Source organism: Weissella cibaria (genome assembly GCF_004521965.1).
Lineage (GTDB): Bacteria > Bacillota > Bacilli > Lactobacillales > Lactobacillaceae > Weissella > Weissella cibaria_A.
In genome coordinates this window covers 14,045-32,110 of the sequence record NZ_SDGK01000092.1, presented here as the reverse complement: position 1 = coordinate 32,110, position 18,066 = coordinate 14,045, and the positions used below count along the sequence as shown (strand labels likewise).

Genomic DNA, 18,066 nt, shown 5'->3' with positions numbered 1-18,066 from the left:
TTAGTCTTTTCAACAGGTTACCCACAGTGCCGAATTATTAAGAGGTTCGCGCGGTTTTTGTTAATTTACAGGTAGATAGCGTATAATTTAAGGTATTGAAATTCTAGTTAAGGGACATAAGTGAGAAGATATGACACGATCATTTGAACAATTGACGGAGGCCCAATTTGATGACTTTGCGCAAGGTCATCAGGCCGGTAGTTACCTGCAAACCAGTGCTCAAGCACGTTTGCTCGCACGCCGTGGCTGGCAAACAGCTTTGGTAGGGCTGGTAGAAGACGCAACGGTTGTGGCTGCCGCCGTACTAGCTTGGATTCCAGTACGTATGGGCAATCTTTTCCAAATTGATGGGGGGATGCTAATTGATTACAGCAACCAAACGCTTGTAAATGAGTTTGTGGCTGGTGTTGAAAAGTTCGCTAAGTCGCATAATGGTTTGTTCTTGCGTGTCGTGCCCAATGAAATTTACCGCCGTTACGATGATGAAGGGGCTCAAATCGGCGCAGCTAACGAAGCACCAATGACCACCTTAACAGCTGCGGGCTTTAAGCACACGCCAGCACCTAAGGGATGGACAACGAACGCTTCGCCATCATGGCAATATGTGAAGGATTTAACGCCAGTGCTGGCAGCTGATGATGTCGAAAAGGCGTTACGGCAATCTTTTGCTAAGGATGGCAAATACTACCTTAAGAAGACGGATCAATTTGGGATTAAGTTGCGTCGCTTAGGGCGTGAAGATTTAACGGACTTCAAGGCCTTGACGCAAGACACAGCTGATCGATTGGATTACCACGATAAGGACTTAGAATTCTATCAAATCGTTTTTCATGAATTTGGTGAGGATGCGTACTTTGTCTTTGCAGAAATGGACTTTCCAGCTTACATTGCGGGCCAAGAAGCTGCGCGTGATCACTTAGCTGAAATTGTGGCGGATTTGGATGCCCGCATCGCGAAAAAGCCTAACTACAAGAAGTTGCAACGTCAACGTGCGGAATATGCGGATCAACATAAGCAACACGAAAAGCGCATTGCTCAAGCACTGGTCGAGCGTGAGAAGGCGGGGCAAGATGTGGTGGTCATTGCGGGTTCATTGTTCTTGGCAACCGCTAATGAGATGATTTACTTGTATTCAGGTACTTACGACGAGTACAAGAATTTCTATGGTCCCTATGCCGTTCAAGAGTATGCCTTTAAGCAAGCAGTTGCGCGTCACATTCCACACTATAATTTCTATGGTATCTCAGGTGTGTTTGATGGATCAGACGGTGTGCTTGGTTTCAAGCAAGGCTTTGCCGGGTTTGCTGAGGAAAAGGTGGGAACGTTCGTTAAGCCAATCAATGGCCCTAAGTATGCGATGTACAGTTTTTTGAAGAAATTAATGGGTCGGTAAGACACAAAAAAGGCACCTTCCGCCGAAGGTGCTTTTTTGTGTAATTGGTTACTTTCGAAAGAAACCTGACCGCCATAGAATGACGGTAGTAATACTCATTAGAATCAAGGTTAGAAGGATCGTGATAATCCAACCCATTGGTGTATGTGTGAAGGGCAATGAAACGTTTTGGCCAAAGAACCCTGACACAATGTTAGGAACCGTCAATATGATTGATGAAACCGTCAGCAATTTCATGGTCCAATTCAAATTAGAATTCGCCAAATTAACGAACGCATCTGAAACACTATTGGTCACTAGTTGTGAGAGTTCACCGGTATCGATGGCTTGTTGTAATTCGACGGTAACATCATCAATCCGCTCGGCCTGGTGGTCGGTTAATTGTACTGTTTTGCGTACTTTGTATGAACGCAGTAAATCATGGTCGGTATGCAGCGAATTAAGTAAATAGATTAAATCGGTTTGCAAATCCATTAGTTGGTCGATGGTCTTTTGGGTTTGCTTGGTTTTACGAATTTCACTTTGGATTGGCGTGCGTCGGCGATTGACTTCCAGAATTGCTGACATGAATTTAGAAGATAGTAGCTCAGCGCCGTTAAGAATGACGTCGAGCGGGGTAGCGTGGTCGGGCAATGGCCGGCGACTCACTTCGGTACCACTGAGATAGTTATCCACATAATCAGTTTCGGGACGGGTAAAGGTAAACAAACGCGTTTGATCATTGCTGAAGAGCATGCCGATTGGCTCGGTTGTAGCTCTGGTTGATGTTGGCGTTACCACATCGAAAATGATTAGAGTTAAATCAGCATCTTCGTCATACTCCATTCGGGCGCTTTCGTAGGGGTCAACAGCATAACTAAGTAATTCATTGGGAATGAGCTGGTCGGTTGTGAGCCATGATCGCTCTTCGGGTGTCATATCATGTACTTGATACCAGATGAAATCTGGGAACGTTGTCTTTTGTGTAATCATAGTAACTTTAGTATACGGGCTTAGCATATGCTTCTCAACAATTTATGAGAGAAAGTTTGACGGATTTAGGATAAAGGTTTGACGCACTTTGTTTTTATCGGTATACTAGTAAAGTTATCGATAACATAAATGGAGGAAATGATCATGGCTGTTCAATCACCATATAACTCATGGGCTCGTAAGCGACCAACATCACACGATTCTGCAAAGAAGGCTCGTGTGGCTGAAGTTGTTAACATTCAACAATGGGCCAAGGGTAAGGCTGAATTGGAGTCAAAGTAATTTGACGACATCAGTAGCTTACTGAAAAACCGCGTTAAACGTAGATATACGTTAACGCGGTTTTTATTTTGCCTGTTTAAGCAATATTACAAGGCATCCAAGCCCTTTGTCATGTCGGCAATCAAATCATCGATATCTTCAATGCCGACTGAAATACGAACTAATTCATCCTTAATGCCGTTAGCTAAACGAATGTCGCGCGGAATTGATGCATGGGTCATGATGGCTGGCACTTCAATCAAAGATTCAACACCACCAAGTGACTCAGCTAATAAGAAGACAGCCAAATTCTCGACGAACTGCTTAACGTCCAGCCCGGGCTGCAGCTCAATTGACATCATGCCACCGAACCCGCGCATTTGACGACGTGCAATTTCGTAGTCTGGTGTGCCAGGCAAGCCAGGGAAATAAACCTTGGCTACCTTGGGGTGATTGTTTAAGAATTCGGCTAATGCCATGGCGTTTTCATTATGACGCTGTACCCGCAACGCCAATGTCTTAATCGAGCGTTGTATTAAGTATGAATCTTGGGGTGACAAAACGGCACCAATTGACATTTGAATAAACTTAATTCGTGCAGCCAATTCGGCGTCCTTCACAATGACGAAGCCAGATAATACATCGGCGTGGCCACCTAGATACTTTGTGCCGGAGTGAATAACGACATCGGCACCTAGGTCTAAGGGGTTTTGATTGTAAGGCGAGGCGAACGTATTATCCACGACAGCAATGGCGCCAGAATCGTGAGCGATGCGGGCTGCTTCGGCGATATCGGTTACGTGCATTAATGGATTCGATGGTGATTCCAAATAAACCATTTTCGTCGTTGGCTTAATTGCTTCTTGTAAAGCTACGCTGTCAGCGGTATCAACGGCCGTAAACGTAATGCCCAAATCCGTTAAAATCCGATTAACTAAGCGGAAGGTGCCGCCATATACATCGTTGGCCATCACAATGTGGTCGCCGGATTTCAATAAACTCATTGTGGCATGAATCGCTGCCATACCAGATGAAAAGGCAAACCCATCTGTGCCGTTTTCGATGGCTGCCATCACTGATTCCAAAGCGAATCGGGTAGGGTTTTCACCACGTGTATACTCGTATTTTGCATGACCACCAAGTGTCTGTTGGTGATAAGTTGACGTCTGATAGATTGGCGTTGTTATAGCACCCGTGTAGGGATCTTCTTGTGTCCCACTGTGAATGACCTTTGTTTCAAACTTCATATTCGAGTCCCCTCTTTTTCTACAAAACAAGCCGACAAATTTGTTAAACTTATTGTAAATGTCAGCTGAGATTTCAGCGAGAAAAAGGGGCATAAATACGCCGTTGTCCAGAATGCTATAATTGTAATCACATATAAAGTAGAAAGAGTTAAATCTGATGAGTTATAAATTCCTTGAACCGTTTAAGTTGGCGAACGGTGTTGAAATTAAAAACCGTGTTGTTTTTCCACCAACAACTTTGCGATCATCATTTGCGACGGGTGTCGTGACCGATGATGAGGTGAATTACTATAAGATGCGGGCGGGTGGCCCGGGTTTGGTCATTGTCGAAATGGCCTACGTATCGATGGCGGGTAAAACCTATGTCGGCCAAATTGGGGCGGATGTCGATGAGAATATTCCGGGTCTGAAGAAAATTGCGGATACGATCAAAAATCGCGGCTCGGTTCCCGTTTTGCAACTATCATTTGGTGGCCGTATCGCCCAAACGGCTGCTGTATTGCACGATGATGTTGTTGGCCCTTCAGATGTACCAAGCCACCAACCAGGCATGGCAACGCCACGACCAATGACGGATGACGAAATTAGGCAGAGTATCGCTGATTTTGGTGAGGCTACACGCCGGGCAATTGCAGCTGGCTTTGCTGGTGTGGAATTGCACGGAGCCAATATGTATGCGATGCAACAGTTTTTCTCAGAACACGCTAATCAGCGGACGGACGAATGGGGCGGTGATTTAGCTGCGCGTATGCAGTACGGATTGGCGGTTTTGGATGCGGTTGTGGCTGCACGGACCACGTATGCCGATGACCAATTTATTATTGGGTACCGTCAATCACCTGAAGAACCAACAACGCCAGGTATCCGTTTCGATCAGTCCTTGGCGATGGCCCAAGAAATTATCAAGCGTCCAATTTCTTATTTCCACATGTCATTGAAAGATGCGTTCCAGACGCCGTTTATGAATAAGGAAGACCATGAGCCGTTGTACGCGAAGTATAAGGCCATTTTAGGCGACATTCCATTGATTGTGGCTGGCTTATTACGCACGCCAGAACAGGTTGAAGCGCTTGTACAAGCAGGGGTCGATGGCGCGGCGATTGGGCGTGAGTTAATCGTCGATCCTAACTGGGTCCAAAAAGTTACTAATCAAGACGAAAAGGGTATTCGGTACGCTATTTCGACAAGTGATTTTGACATGTTGGGCATTCCAGAACCATTGCGTTTCTGGTTATTAACACGTTTTAAGAAAGGACTGGTTGTCTCAACGGATGACCAATTTGATCCGCAAGTGCCGTGGTCATACTATCGAGGTTAATGATGGCAGATAAATATCCAACAGCAGAATTAATTGGCGTTGTGATGACGCAAAGCAACAGTGGCGCTTTTGAACCCAAGGAGAACCCGCTCACGCCGGCTGATTTTCACAGTTGGCGTATTGGTAAGCACACAAAGGGAAAGCTCGGTAAGCCAGGTCAACTATTTTTGACGGAAAACAACCTAACCGTGATGTTAGTAGAAACCAAGAAGCTAGCTTTTAAAGATCGCCATGCTATCACCCCAATGGGGCGGTTTATGATGATAACTGCATCAGATGAAGTAGTGACGTCCGTATTGGCACAATATTAAATAAGCATAAAGAATGTCGTACAGCAAGGTATCCGGCGTTTTTTATTGCGCAAATTCAATTACCAATCAAGGCGCATCAACTTAGCTGACGTCTGTATATGGGATAAACAATTTCATAATTAATTCACCAACACTTTTTATTTTGACTTTAAACTAATGAGGACTAAACTTATAGTTAATCGAGGGATAGAGATAAAACTTTGGAGGAAAATAAAACATGGCAACTGCAGATTTTGGTGTTGTTGGGTTGGCCGTTATGGGTCGTAATTTGGCTTTGAATGTTGAGTCACGTGGTTACACGGTGGCTGTTTACAACCGTTCAAGCGCTCGTACTGAAGACTTGGTACAAACGCACTCAGATAAGAAGTTTGTGCCAGGTTATACTGTCGAGGACTTCGTGAAGTCAATTAAGGCCCCACGTCGTATCTTGTTGATGGTTAAGGCTGGTGCCGGAACTGATGCCGTCATTGAAGAATTGTTACCTTTCTTGGAAAAGGGTGACATTTTGATTGATGGTGGAAACACGTTCTTCGAGGATACAATGCGTCGTTCAGAGAAGTTGGCCCAATCAGGCATCAACTTCATCGGCATGGGTGTATCAGGTGGTGAGTTGGGTGCCTTGCAAGGTCCTTCAATGATGCCTGGTGGTCAACGTGACGCTTATAAATTGGTTGAGCCAATCTTGAAGGAAATTGCTGCGAAGGCGCCTGAAGATGGTAAGCCAACGGTTGCTTACATCGGACCAAATGGTGCCGGTCACTATGTCAAGATGGTCCACAACGGTATCGAATATGGTGATATGCAATTAATTGCTGAGTCATATGACTTGTTGAAGCGTTTGTTGAAGTTGGACAAGGATGCTTTGGCAGGCACGTTTGCTGAGTGGAACAAGGGTGAGCTGGACTCATACTTGATTGAAATCACGGCGGACATTTTGACGCGTGATGATGACTTGGGCTCAGGCAAGCCAATGGTTGATATGATTTTGGACCGTGCTGGTAACAAGGGAACTGGAAAGTGGTCATCACAATCGGCCCTTGAAGTTGGTGCCCCACAATCATTAATTACGGAATCAGTTTACGCGCGTTACATTTCAGCAATGAAGGACGACCGTGTGGCTGCTTCTAAGGTTTTGGCCGGTCCTGAGTTTAGCTTTGAAGGAGATGTCGACGCAACGGTCGAAGACATTCGTGAAGCGTTGTACTTCGGTAAGATCATGTCATATGCACAAGGTTTCGACCAATTGCGTATGGCCTCAGATCACTATGACTGGGATTTGCAATACGGTGAGTTAGCCCAATTGTGGCGTGCTGGTGCGATTATTCGTGCTCGCTTCTTGCAACGTATTACAGATGCTTACGACAATGAAGCTGGTTTGCACAACTTGTTGTTGGATCCATACTTCAAGGATGTTGCCGAAAAGTATCAAGCAGCAGCCCGTCGTGTCATTGCTTTGGCAACGGCAGCTGGTGTACCAATACCATCATTGTCAGCAGCGATTGCTTACTTTGACTCATACCGTTCTGAAGTGCTGCCTGCTAACTTGATTCAAGCGCAACGTGATTACTTCGGTGCGCACACTTACGAGCGTACGGATAAGCCAGCTGGTGAGATGTACCACTACTCATGGTATGAAGAAGCTTAGTCTCGTTAATAGTTAATATTAAAAACAATTAATCTCAAAAACTAAGGGTAACGTGCTTGGTTTTTGAGATTTTTTTATTGCTTGTTTAATTTCTGAGAATATGATAAGGTTTTAATCGTTATAAAAAACGCACACTAAAAAGAGGGAGAACGATTATGTTCGTCATTGCTAATAACAATAATAATAATGATCGTTCAAACTCAACACAATTAGTGATTGGGCGTTTTCGTGTAACGCTTGAACTGTAAGAACGATTTGCAGTCATCCAATCGCTAGGATTGGGTGGCTGCTTTTTTTTATCATTGTTATGTGGGAGTTGTAGGAATTACGTTATGGAAAACAAGATAGAATTGAAACGATCGATGGGTATTTGGTCGGGGTTAGCGATGGTTATTGGAACCGTGATTGGTTCGGGAATCTTCTTTAAGCAAGCGGGTGTCTTGCAAACTGCTGGTTCATCAACTGCTGGTTTGTTGGCTTGGATTGTCGGTGGTGTGATTACGCTGGCGGCAGGACTAACAATTGCCGAGGTTGGCGCACGTTTGCCAAAGACGGGTGGTTTGTACAGTTACATTGAAGAGCTTTATGGTCCTGCGGCGGGATTCTTAGCCGGTTGGATGCAGGTGGTGGTTTATGCACCGGCTGTTATTGCTTCGATTGCAGGGTATGCCGCATTCTTGACGGCGAACTTCTTGGGCTTGTCACAATCATCAGCTACTTGGATTTCGGTTATCTTCGTGGTCTTTGTGGCGGGCATCAATATGTTGGAGAATCGTGTGCCGGCTGCTTTCCAAGTAGCAACAACTTCAATTAAGCTGGTACCAATCGCGGTCTTGATTATGTATGGATTGTTCTTCGGTAAGGTTGATGCCTTGGGGCAAACGGTTCACAAAGTGGCAACGACCAGTGGTGGGTTTGGAATGGCCATTCTGGCAACCTTGTTTGCGTATGATGGTTGGATTTTGCTATCAAACATCGCTGGTGAGTTGAAGAATCCACGCCGTGAATTGCCTCGTTCAATCGTGGGTGGGTTGCTAATAGTTGTCTTGGCTTATGTTGGGGTTACGTTTGGTGTGTACCATGCTTTGCCATCAGATAAGATCGTGGCATTGCAAAACAATGCCACGTTTGCGGTGGTTCGGGCTGCCTTTGGTGACTTTGGCGGGCGTGCATTGAGTTTGGCCATTATTATTTCAATGTTGGGAACGTTGAATGGTAAGATGTTGTCATTCCCACGAATGGCTTATGCGATGTCATTAGATGGGTTGTTCCCAAAGTATTTGAGCAAGCTAACACGTAAGACGCAAGAACCAGTGAATGCCATTATCACGGTGACGTTGATGACGGTATTGTTGGATATCTTCTATACGAAGGGCGTGGACCGTTTGTCAGATATTGCGATCTTTACGATTTGGATTTTCTATACCGCCGCATTCTTAGGTATATTCATCTTACGTCGCCAAGTGAAGAAGGGACTTTTGGCTGAACAGGATACGTTGTTCAAGACGCCATTGTTCCCAATTACACCATTAGTTGCCATTTTTGGTGCCTTGTTTGTTTTGGGCTCAACAATTATCAACGATTTTGCAGGGGCTGCTTTGTCAATTGTGCTAGTTTTGATTGGATTACCAGTCTTCTACTACTACAAGAAGAAGCGCGCATAAAACAGGTTATAGAAAAGCGAGGACACATGGTTGTCCTCGCTTTTTGGCTTTACATAGGTTGGCCAACTGGTTTAAAATCTAAAGTATTAAAAAATCGTGAGAAAAGAGAAGGCTATGGAGTGGTTCGAACGAACAAAGCCGTATGAGGCGGATTTGATTGCCGACCTAAATCAAATTGTAAAAATACCATCAATATTAGATCCAAATACACAGTCGGATCGGACACCATTTGGCATTGACATGGCGCGTGCTTTGGCGAAGATGGAAGAGCTAGCTGCGCGCGATGGATTCCGTTATGGTCGGGTCGACAACATGGTTACGTGGATCGAGTACGGACCGGCCGATGCCGCAGAAACGGTCGCCATTTTGACACACGTTGATATCGTGCCCGCTGGTGAAGGGTGGTTACGTGATCCGTTTAAGCCAGAAATTTTGGACGGACTTTACTTTGGGCGTGGCGCAGCCGACATGAAGGCCGACCTGATGAGTGCGTATTATGCGATGAAGTATTTAGCAGACCATGAAATCATACTGACCCGCAAAATTCGTTTAATTATTGGGACAGATGAAGAAAATGGTTGGCGTGATTTACCTCGTTACTTCGAGGTAGAGGGCGAGCCGACAATGGGCTTTTCACCAGACGGTGCCTTCCCAGTTGTGAATGGTGAAAAAGCCTTTCAGACGGTGCAACTACGGTTTGCGAACCAGACGACCGGAGATTATGTGTTGCGCCGTTTCATTGCTGGAGCGCGACCAAACGTTGTTCCAGGTGAAGCACGAGCGCGTATCTCAGTGCCAAATCCGGATCAAGTACAAACTGAATTTGCGACGTATCTGACGCAATATCCGTTTTTAAGTGGGCAAAGTGAAGTTCGGGATCAAGAAGTGCGCCTCTTGTTGAAGGGCGTGCAAGCGCACGGGGCTTACCCACAAGATGGGGAAAATGCGGGAACCTATTTGGCCAACTTCCTGCGTCGTTTTGCATTTAATGCTGATGCCAAAACCTTTTTGGATTTCATTGGTCGCGTTGTACATGATGATATTGGCGCTGAAAACCTTGGACTGCGGTATCATGATGACGTGATGGGGGACTTAACGCTTAATGTTGGCGTCATGCGATTTAGTCAAAATGGGCAAGGAACCATTTTGTTGAATTTCCGCTACCCACAAGGTGTGAATGTGCAAGCGGTGACCACACAGGTCCAACGGCACTTGGGGGATTTTGCGACGACTGTTGAAGTGTGGCCAGGTGGGATGGAACCACACTTAGTCCCCGAAACAGATGAATTAGTTGGGACGTTGTCATTGGTTTATGCGAAGCAGACTGGGATGTATATGAACCCCCGTACGTCAAATGGCGGGTCATATGCGCGTTTGCTAAAGCGTGGCGTTGCTTTTGGTGGGCAGTTCCCAGATGTGCCAGTCACAAGTCATCAAGCAAATGAATCAACCCCTGTTGCTAATTTGACGCGCTCGATGGCTATTTTTGCAGAATCATTGTTAAAACTAGCAAAATAAAAAAGAGAGTGAGATGGAAGGGGTTCAGCCTTTCGGAACACGTTTAAAAGCCACCAATCCTCCGATTTTACATCGGGAGATTGGCGGCTTTTATTGTTGATTAAGTTTACTTGCTGAATAGATTGAACATCCAATCGAAGAAACGCGTGACACCCTTTGGCACGCCACCAAGGAAGTAAGCGAAATCAGCGGAACTTTTGGTGATTGGGTGTTGCATGAGAGAGATTAGGGGAAACTCAAGATAACTGGTAAAATAGACCCAACAAATCGCTTTTTAAAGGAGGGGCAAATGGCACTTGAATTATTGTTTGGTCGGGCAAGCTCAGACCATGAATTAGCGTTGCTCGAACGTGTCCAAGCTACGTTAGCGGCTGATGATCAAGCGGAAATCTTTTACGTGGTCCCGAACCACATTAAGTTTGAAACGGAAATTCAGGTTTTGAACCGACTAGCAACTCTACAGGATCGGCATGGCGCGGCAGTTGCTGTGCCAAATGTGCAGGTTTTTTCACTGAGTCGTTTGGCTTGGTACTACATGCAAAACGATCCCATCTATCGGCAAGCCAACTTGTCAGCGACGGGGATGACAATGCTGGTGCAATCATTGTTACGGGCGCATCAAACGGAACTTGAATTGTACGGTAACCTATTAACGAAGCAAGGTTTTATTAGCCAGTTTGCGAGTCAAATTTTGGAACTTAAGCAAGCTGGCTTGTCATGGCAAGAAGTTCGTGACATGGCGGATGACTTAACCCAACAGGGGACGCTTCAAATGAAACTCCATGACTTAGCTTTGATTGGTGAGGCCTTGGATCAAGAATTAGCAGCGCGTAACCAGTATTTAAGCAGTCAATTATTGGCAGCCTTACAGGTTTATTTAGCAACTGAGAAGACGGATGTCTCACACCACTACTATTTCATTAATGGTTATTCCCAAATGACGACCCCAGAACGTGGCGTGGTTGAAGCGTTAATCGAACGGGCAGGGGGCGTCACGATTGCCCTGCCGGCTGATGATGGTTCGGCCAGCGTGACAGCAGAGAGTTTGTCAGAAAATGATTTATTTTATCGGCCTAAGCGCTTAGCACAACAATTGCGTCAGTTTGCGACCGACCATCGGGTTGCGGTTACCGCAAGCAGTGTCACTGTGCAACGACCAGTCAGTGAAACAATGACGACAGTTGAATCATTTTGGATTGATTATGAACAAGAAGGGGTGAAACCCAACGGTCAGACCCCAAGCCCCAAGGATTTGGCGATTTGGCAGGCGACGACGCGATATCAAGAAATTGAACAGATGGCCCGCATGATTCGGCAAGAAGTGGCCAGTGGCAAGCGCCGCTACCGGGACTTCATGTTAATGACCCGAGATTTAGGACAGTATGAAAACATGCTGCCGGCAGTTTTTGCACGCTATCAAATTCCGGTATTCATGGATTTGGACCGGCCGATGGCGGCCCATCCCCTAGTGGCCTTTCTTGATAAACTTTTCCGCTTAGCACCGGCGTATACAATCGCGGATGTCATGGGCTTGTTGAAAACGGAATTACTGATTCCAGCAGATGTGACTGTCGCTGAGTACCGGGAAGCGTTGGCGGAAACTGAGAATTATGTATTGGCTAAAAATACCCCAGGATGGCGCTGGACAGACAAGCAACCTTGGCAATTTGATCGTAACGTCGCCGATTCAGATGATGAAGTTTTACGAGAACACGTTGCGGAAAAGGATGCGCAATTGGCACTGATTCATGATCAAATTAGCACCGTGGTGGCGCCGTTCTTGGCCGATCTTGCCAAGGCGCCAGATGCGCGCGAGATGGCACGCCGTTTCTACCTCTTCCTAACAGAAATTGGCGTGCAACAACGTTTGCTAGCATGGCGTGATGCGTCAATTGCGCAGGGTGACTTGTGGACGGCCCAGCAGCCCGAACAAGTTTGGCGAACATTTATTGGTGTATTGGACGATTTTGTCGCGGTCTTTGATCATACGCCAATGACGATTGCAGAGCTGCAAGAATTACTGAAGGCGGCCTTTGATAGTGCCAAGTACACGGGAATTCCAGCGACGATGGATCAAGTACGCGTGTCGGAAAGTGGCATTGTGCAACGCCAGGATTACCATACGGTGATTGTTTTTGGTGCCACCAGTGTGAATTTACCGGCCACGACACGTACAAAAGCATTGTTGCATGACGGTGATCGAGAAATCTTGCAGGATCGGTTACCAGAGCACGCGTTCTTGCGGGAAACATCTGAACAGCAAATGGCACAAGAATCATTGCTGATGTATAGTGCGATGATGACGGCTGCTGATCGTTTGATTTGGCTCTATGCAACTAGTGATGGCGAAGGCAGCCAACAACCATCAACGTATGTTACCCGCTTAGCAAAACAATTTAACGTGCCGGTCCGCCGTTTTGCGGCGTTGCCAGATCCGAATACGATGCGCATTGGCGATTATGTCGGCACAGTTGATAGTACATTAGCGCATTTGGTTAGTGTGAATCGCCAAGCGGTCAATCAGCAACCCGCCGGTACATTGAGTAGCGCTTGGCAAACGTTGCAACAACAAGTTAGCCAAATAGCCCCGGATAAGACGGCACGGGTGATGGGTGGCCTGACGTATCGTAATGAGCCACAACAAATCTTGGCATCACTGATGAGTCAATTATTTAGTAATGATTTGAAGGTGTCGATTTCACGTTTAGAAAATTATGCCAAGAACCCCTTTGAGTTCTTCCTGCAGTACGGCTTGCGTCTCAAGGAGCGACAAGTTTTGCAACTAACTCCGGCTGAAAAGGGGACGTTGATGCATACAATTCTAGAGCAGTTGTTCGCGGAATTGATTCGCCAAGATAAAACGTTAAGCGAATTAACAGATAGTGATCTTGAAAACCTGGAATGCAATATCTTGAACGGCTTGCTACGCAGTGGGGATGCCACATTTGATATCTTCAGCAGTTCTGCGCGAATGACGTTTTTGACGCAACGTTTGGCCGATCAAGTTCATGATGCGGTGCTAAATATGAAACGTGGGCAGTTGGTCGATGGTGGTGTTCACACGTTAGGTGTTGAGGCCGGTTTTGGCTTACCGCATAGTAAGCTCAAGCCAGTCCAGTACGAATTACCCTTAGGTAAGGTGACGGTCCGCGGTAAGGTTGATCGGTATGATTTGGTCGAAACTCCGACTGGCAACTTTTTGACGATTGTTGATTATAAGTCGGGCAAGCGGACATTTGATTACACCCAGGCCTTCGCAGGGTTGGAGTTGCAATTAATGACTTATTGGACGGCTATGTTGGCGAATGCGACAGTATTACCACCAAGCGAGGTGGGGGGGGCTGTCTTCTGGTCTCTCCAGAATCCGTGGATTAAGGCCAAGGATATCGCAGGTGATACATTGGCAGATTTACAGACACAAGCTGACGTGGCAGCGGCAAACCAAGGCACCTATCGCGGGGTTTTGCGCAATGATGAGGCATATATTAAGCGACTTGAGGGCGTCGATGGTGTGAAGGCACCATTTGCCATCAAACGTAATAAAAACGAATCGTTTGCGAAGACAGCAGACGTCGTCGATGAAGCCGATTTGGATATTCTGTTGGCCTTTAACGAAGTCAAAATCCGCCAGATTGCGAGTCAAATTTTGCTCGGGCATTTTCCGTTGTTGCCATTCCGCGATGGCCCAAACAAAACCGGGATGATGTATACGCCATTTAAGCCAGTCATGATGTTTGATGCCATGATGGGAAATCAGTATCGCAATATTAAAAAGCTAGATGCTAAGGATGCTTTGGCAGCGATGCAATCAGTTATTACAGACGAGGAGGACGACTAGACCATGAATTTTACAGCATCACAAGAAGCCGCCATTACGGCACGCGGTGAAAATATTTTGGTGTCTGCCTCAGCGGGATCAGGTAAGACTCGCGTGTTGGTTGAACGTGTGACCCGTCGTTTGTTAGCCGGCGAAAATGTGAATGAGTTTTTGATTGTTACGTTTACTGAAGCTGCCGCTGCGGAAATGAAAGAGCGACTTGAAGGTGCGATTCGTAGCGCCTTAGCCGAGTCTGAGGGTGCACAACGCCAACACCTGTTGAAGCAATTGCGATTATTAAACGTCGCCAACATTTCAACGCTGCACGCGTTTGGTCTGCGGTTGATTGAACAATATCACTACACTATCGATTTGGATCCGCAGTTCCGTCTATCTGATGATGCTGAACGGACGTTGTTGATGATGGAAGTGTATGGCGATCTATTAGAGGCGCGCTACGCTGATGACAAGGACCAAGCGTTTGCCCGTTTTGCTTCGCAGTTTGCTTCAGGGTCGACGGACGATCGGACGTTGCAGGAAGCCGTTTTTACACTATTCAACTTTGCTATGGCGCGACCAGATACGACAGCGTGGTTAGAAGGATTGGCTGCACAATATGAAATTGCCGGTTCGTTGACTGAGACGCCGTTCTATCAGAAGCAGATGTTGCCAGTTATGACGTCTGAATTGCAGACGCTAGTGACACAGGCTGAGCAATTACTGAATCAAGCGCCCGATACGATGGATGAAGCGCCTGCTTTGAACCGTTTATTAAATTTGCAGACGGATTCCGACACCTACCAACGGTTATTGCAAGTCGTCCAGGATGCGACGGTTAGTTGGGACGATATGCGCCAAGCCTTTTTGTCAGCCGATGTGATGGGCTGGGGGAGTGGCGCAGACGGCAAGCGCAAGAATTTTACTGCAAAGCATGATCCTGAACTAAAAGCTGCCTGGGAACTGGTGAAGACCCAGCGTGAACGGATTAAGGAACGATTGGAAGCATTACAAACCAGCTTTTTTTCCCTGGATGAAGCGGCCATGCAACTAGCTGTGCGTGGGGCTGGTGAGGTGATTGCCGAATTAGTTACATTTACGCAAGCTTTTCGTGAAGCCTTTTTAGCTGAAAAGTTACGGCGTAAGGTCCTAGATTTTAATGATTTGGAACACTTTGCGCTTCAAATTGTCAGCCAACCGACAGTGCAAGCTGAATTGCGATCACGTTATAACGAAGTGATGGTTGATGAGTATCAAGATACGAATCAGCTGCAAGAAGCGATTTTAAGTTTTATTGCGAGCGGTGATAATACATTCCAAGTGGGTGATATTAAACAGTCGATTTATAAGTTCCGTCAGGCGGATCCAACTTTGTTTAGTCATAAACTCGCAACGTACCCACAAACGCCGGGTAATACGGTGATTACGTTGCAAGAAAACTTCCGCTCACAACCAAACGTCACGAATTTCATTAACTTCATTTTTGCGCAAATCATGAGCGTTGGCTTGGGTGATGTTGACTATACTGGCGAAGCAGAATTGGTCGCCGGGTCCGATTATTATCCAGTTGACTTACCCAAAGAAGCGGAAATGATGGTGTACCTGGATGATGGGACAACAACAGACGATGCGGATGACAATCCAGAGGTCGCCAATGAGTATGGCTTTACGAAAGCAACCGGTCAAATTCGGATGATGGCGTTGAAAATTAGGGAGTTAATCGACACCAAGTTTGAAATATTTGATCGTAAAGCCGGTGAAAAGCGACCGGTGATGTATAGTGATATGACTGTTTTGGTGCCGACTAAGAATCAAAATTTGGATGTCTTGGATGTGTTCCGTGAAATGGACATTCCCATCGTCGTTAATGGGGCAGAGAGTTATTTCCAAACGACTGAAATTTCCGTCATGATGAGCTTGTTGCAGGTGATTGATAATCCACACCAAGATATACCGTTGGTAGCAGTATTGCGTTCACCACTATATAACATTGATGAAAATGGTTTAGCGTTAATTAGGACGCAAGCGATGACCGAAGATTTCTATACAGCGGTGCAGGCGTTAGCAAATAATGCGTTGACAATTACAGTTGCCGGCGTTTCTGAGACCCAGGTTAATGAGACGATTGCGGCGGTGCGACGTTTCCTAGCGGATTTGGAGATCTTCCGGACGTTGGCCGTCCAAAACCAAATTGTGGATTTGCTATGGCAGATTTATAACACAACGGGGTGGCTGGATTATGTCGGTGGGTTACCATCTGGTCCGCAGCGTCAAGCTAATCTGCATGCATTGTATGAACGGGCTGCCGCCTACCAAAAGAGTAGCTTCGTCGGCTTGTATCAATTTATTAATTATGTGACGCAGCTACAAAGTCAGGACAAAGACCTCGGTGAAGCGGATGCAAACGTGGCGAGCGATAGTGTCTCATTGATGACGATTCACCACTCGAAGGGGCTGGAGTTTCCGATTGTGTTTGTCCTGAATAGTACCCGTCGCATGATTAGTCAGCGCGAAACAATGGGTGACATTCTGCTTGATGCTGAAGCTGGTGCCGGGATGGATTACATTGATTTGGATCACCACCTCAAGCTACCAACGCCACAACGTGAATTCGTTAAACAGGCGCGCGTTCGTGGTGCTTTCGCCGAACAATTACGGGTACTCTATGTTGCGTTAACGCGTGCGGAACAACACTTGTTTTTGGTGGGGGCATATGACAGTGTGAAAGCCCTGTGGGATAAGTGGTCGTTAGCTGAAGCAGGCACGGAATGGATGTTGCCAGAGTGGGCCCGTCTTGAAGGAAAGTCGTTCATGGACTTGATGGGGATGGCCTTGATGCGCCATCCAAATGCACCGGAATTGGCTAACGTGCTGACAGCTTACGATGATAAGAATGTTGTTGATTTCGATGAAATTCGGACGAGAGCACCAAAGCAACCGTTTAACTTTGGTCTAGAAATCATGAATGGGGCTGATTTACGCGCACTAGTTGATGCCTATCAAGCGATGCCAATGTCTAAGTCGATATCAGAAAAAACCGGTGACACGCAGGACGGCATCATCAATGATTGGCGTTCGGTGTTGCAATTTGATTATCAATTTGATGAGGCGACCCGCGCTACGGCGTACCAGTCAGTTTCAGAAATTAAACGCTTATTTGAAGATCCGGATTTGGCAGCTGGCCGTGGCTTAGTCGACGGGCGTATCCAAGCAGACGAATTTGCAGGATTGCGTTTTACGGATGAAGCGTTACCGGAGCCAACCTTTATGCAAGAAACAGAAACGCGTATTTCATCAGCTGCGATTGGAACTGCAACGCACTTAGTTATGCAACGCGTTGATCTATCGACAGGAGCACCGACTCAGGCTGACTTGCGCGGGCTAGTGGCCGATTTGGTTGACCAAGAGTTAATCGAAGATAAGGTGTCTCATCTGATTTCGTTGTCTAAGATTGAACGTTTCTTCACGAATTCGCCGTTGGGCCAGCAAATGGTGGCGCATGCTGACTCTTTGCAACGTGAAGTGCAGTTCTCACTTTTGCTTGATGCAGATCGTCTATACAAAGACTTCCAGGGATCAGAAAAAGTTTTGATTCACGGTATTATTGATGGTTATTTCCAAGTTGATGATGAGGTGTGGTTGTTCGATTATAAGACTGATCGGGTAACACCTGAAACAGCGACTGAAACACTCACGCAACGTTATTCAGGTCAATTGAACGTTTATGCACAGGCGCTAGTAGCGATGGGAAAGCCGATGCCACGTCGGTTTATTTATGCCTTTAGTGCAGAGAAAATCATCGCATTAAACTAACTTAAAAGAAGTTAAGCGTCCGCCATTTGGGAGGACGCTTTTTTCAGGTTCCAGCTTATAAAAAAACGCAAAAAATTCTTGATTATATTCCAAGAAAACGCTTGCAAAAG

11 protein-coding genes are annotated in these 18,066 nt (G+C 46.2%); 9 read left to right on the top strand and 2 right to left on the bottom strand.

The features are described 5' to 3' along the window. The first annotated feature begins 130 nt into the window (after positions 1–130). Complete coding sequence (locus tag EST42_RS09960) at positions 131–1,393, top strand: aminoacyltransferase (protein ID WP_134645273.1); 1,263 nt, start codon at positions 131–133, stop codon at positions 1,391–1,393. 48 nt (positions 1,394–1,441) lie between these two features. Here the strand turns inward: EST42_RS09960 and EST42_RS09955 are convergent, their stop codons facing one another. Next, positions 1,442–2,392 (bottom strand): magnesium transporter CorA family protein, encoded by a 951-nt coding sequence (locus EST42_RS09955; protein ID WP_245150477.1) that lies wholly within the window; start codon positions 2,390–2,392, stop codon positions 1,442–1,444. Between the two features lie 117 nt (positions 2,393–2,509). On the opposite strand from EST42_RS09955, the gene EST42_RS10680 reads away from it, so the two are divergent. Next, a complete protein-coding gene (locus EST42_RS10680; RefSeq protein ID WP_003608805.1) occupies positions 2,510–2,647 on the top strand; it encodes a hypothetical protein in 138 nt (45 codons plus the stop codon). Between the two features lie 86 nt (positions 2,648–2,733). On the opposite strand, the gene EST42_RS09950 is transcribed toward EST42_RS10680, so the two are convergent. Next, positions 2,734–3,873 carry a trans-sulfuration enzyme family protein gene (locus EST42_RS09950; protein ID WP_134645272.1) on the bottom strand — a complete coding sequence of 380 codons (1,140 nt, stop codon included), beginning with the start codon at positions 3,871–3,873 and terminating at the stop codon, positions 2,734–2,736. 157 nt (positions 3,874–4,030) lie between these two features. On the opposite strand from EST42_RS09950, the gene EST42_RS09945 reads away from it, so the two are divergent. The 7 genes from EST42_RS09945 (at position 4,031) to addA (ending at position 17,956) form a co-directional block, all read left to right on the top strand. Then, a complete protein-coding gene (locus tag EST42_RS09945) occupies positions 4,031–5,191 on the top strand; it encodes an oxidoreductase (protein ID WP_134645271.1) in 1,161 nt (386 codons plus the stop codon). Beyond that, positions 5,191–5,502 carry a DUF7671 family protein gene (locus tag EST42_RS09940; RefSeq protein ID WP_425335789.1) on the top strand — a complete coding sequence of 104 codons (312 nt, stop codon included), beginning with the start codon at positions 5,191–5,193 and terminating at the stop codon, positions 5,500–5,502. The genes EST42_RS09945 and EST42_RS09940 overlap by 1 nt, the downstream gene beginning before the upstream one ends. A 217-nt stretch (positions 5,503–5,719) precedes the next feature. Then, on the top strand, positions 5,720–7,147 hold the full coding sequence (gene gndA, locus EST42_RS09935; protein ID WP_134645269.1) for an NADP-dependent phosphogluconate dehydrogenase: 1,428 nt from the start codon (positions 5,720–5,722) through the stop codon (positions 7,145–7,147). A 332-nt stretch (positions 7,148–7,479) separates the two neighbouring features. Further along, positions 7,480–8,811: an APC family permease gene (locus EST42_RS09930; RefSeq protein WP_134645268.1), complete on the top strand. Its 1,332-nt coding sequence runs from the start codon at positions 7,480–7,482 to the stop codon at positions 8,809–8,811. Positions 8,812–8,925: 114 nt separating this feature from the next. Further along, complete coding sequence (gene pepV / locus EST42_RS09925; protein WP_134645267.1) at positions 8,926–10,329, top strand: dipeptidase PepV; 1,404 nt, start codon at positions 8,926–8,928, stop codon at positions 10,327–10,329. Positions 10,330–10,618: 289 nt separating this feature from the next. After that, positions 10,619–14,167 (top strand): PD-(D/E)XK nuclease family protein, encoded by a 3,549-nt coding sequence (locus EST42_RS09920; protein WP_134645266.1) that lies wholly within the window; start codon positions 10,619–10,621, stop codon positions 14,165–14,167. 3 nt (positions 14,168–14,170) lie between these two features. Further along, positions 14,171–17,956: a helicase-exonuclease AddAB subunit AddA gene (gene addA / locus EST42_RS09915; protein WP_134645265.1), complete on the top strand. Its 3,786-nt coding sequence runs from the start codon at positions 14,171–14,173 to the stop codon at positions 17,954–17,956. The last annotated feature ends 110 nt before the right edge of the window (positions 17,957–18,066 follow it).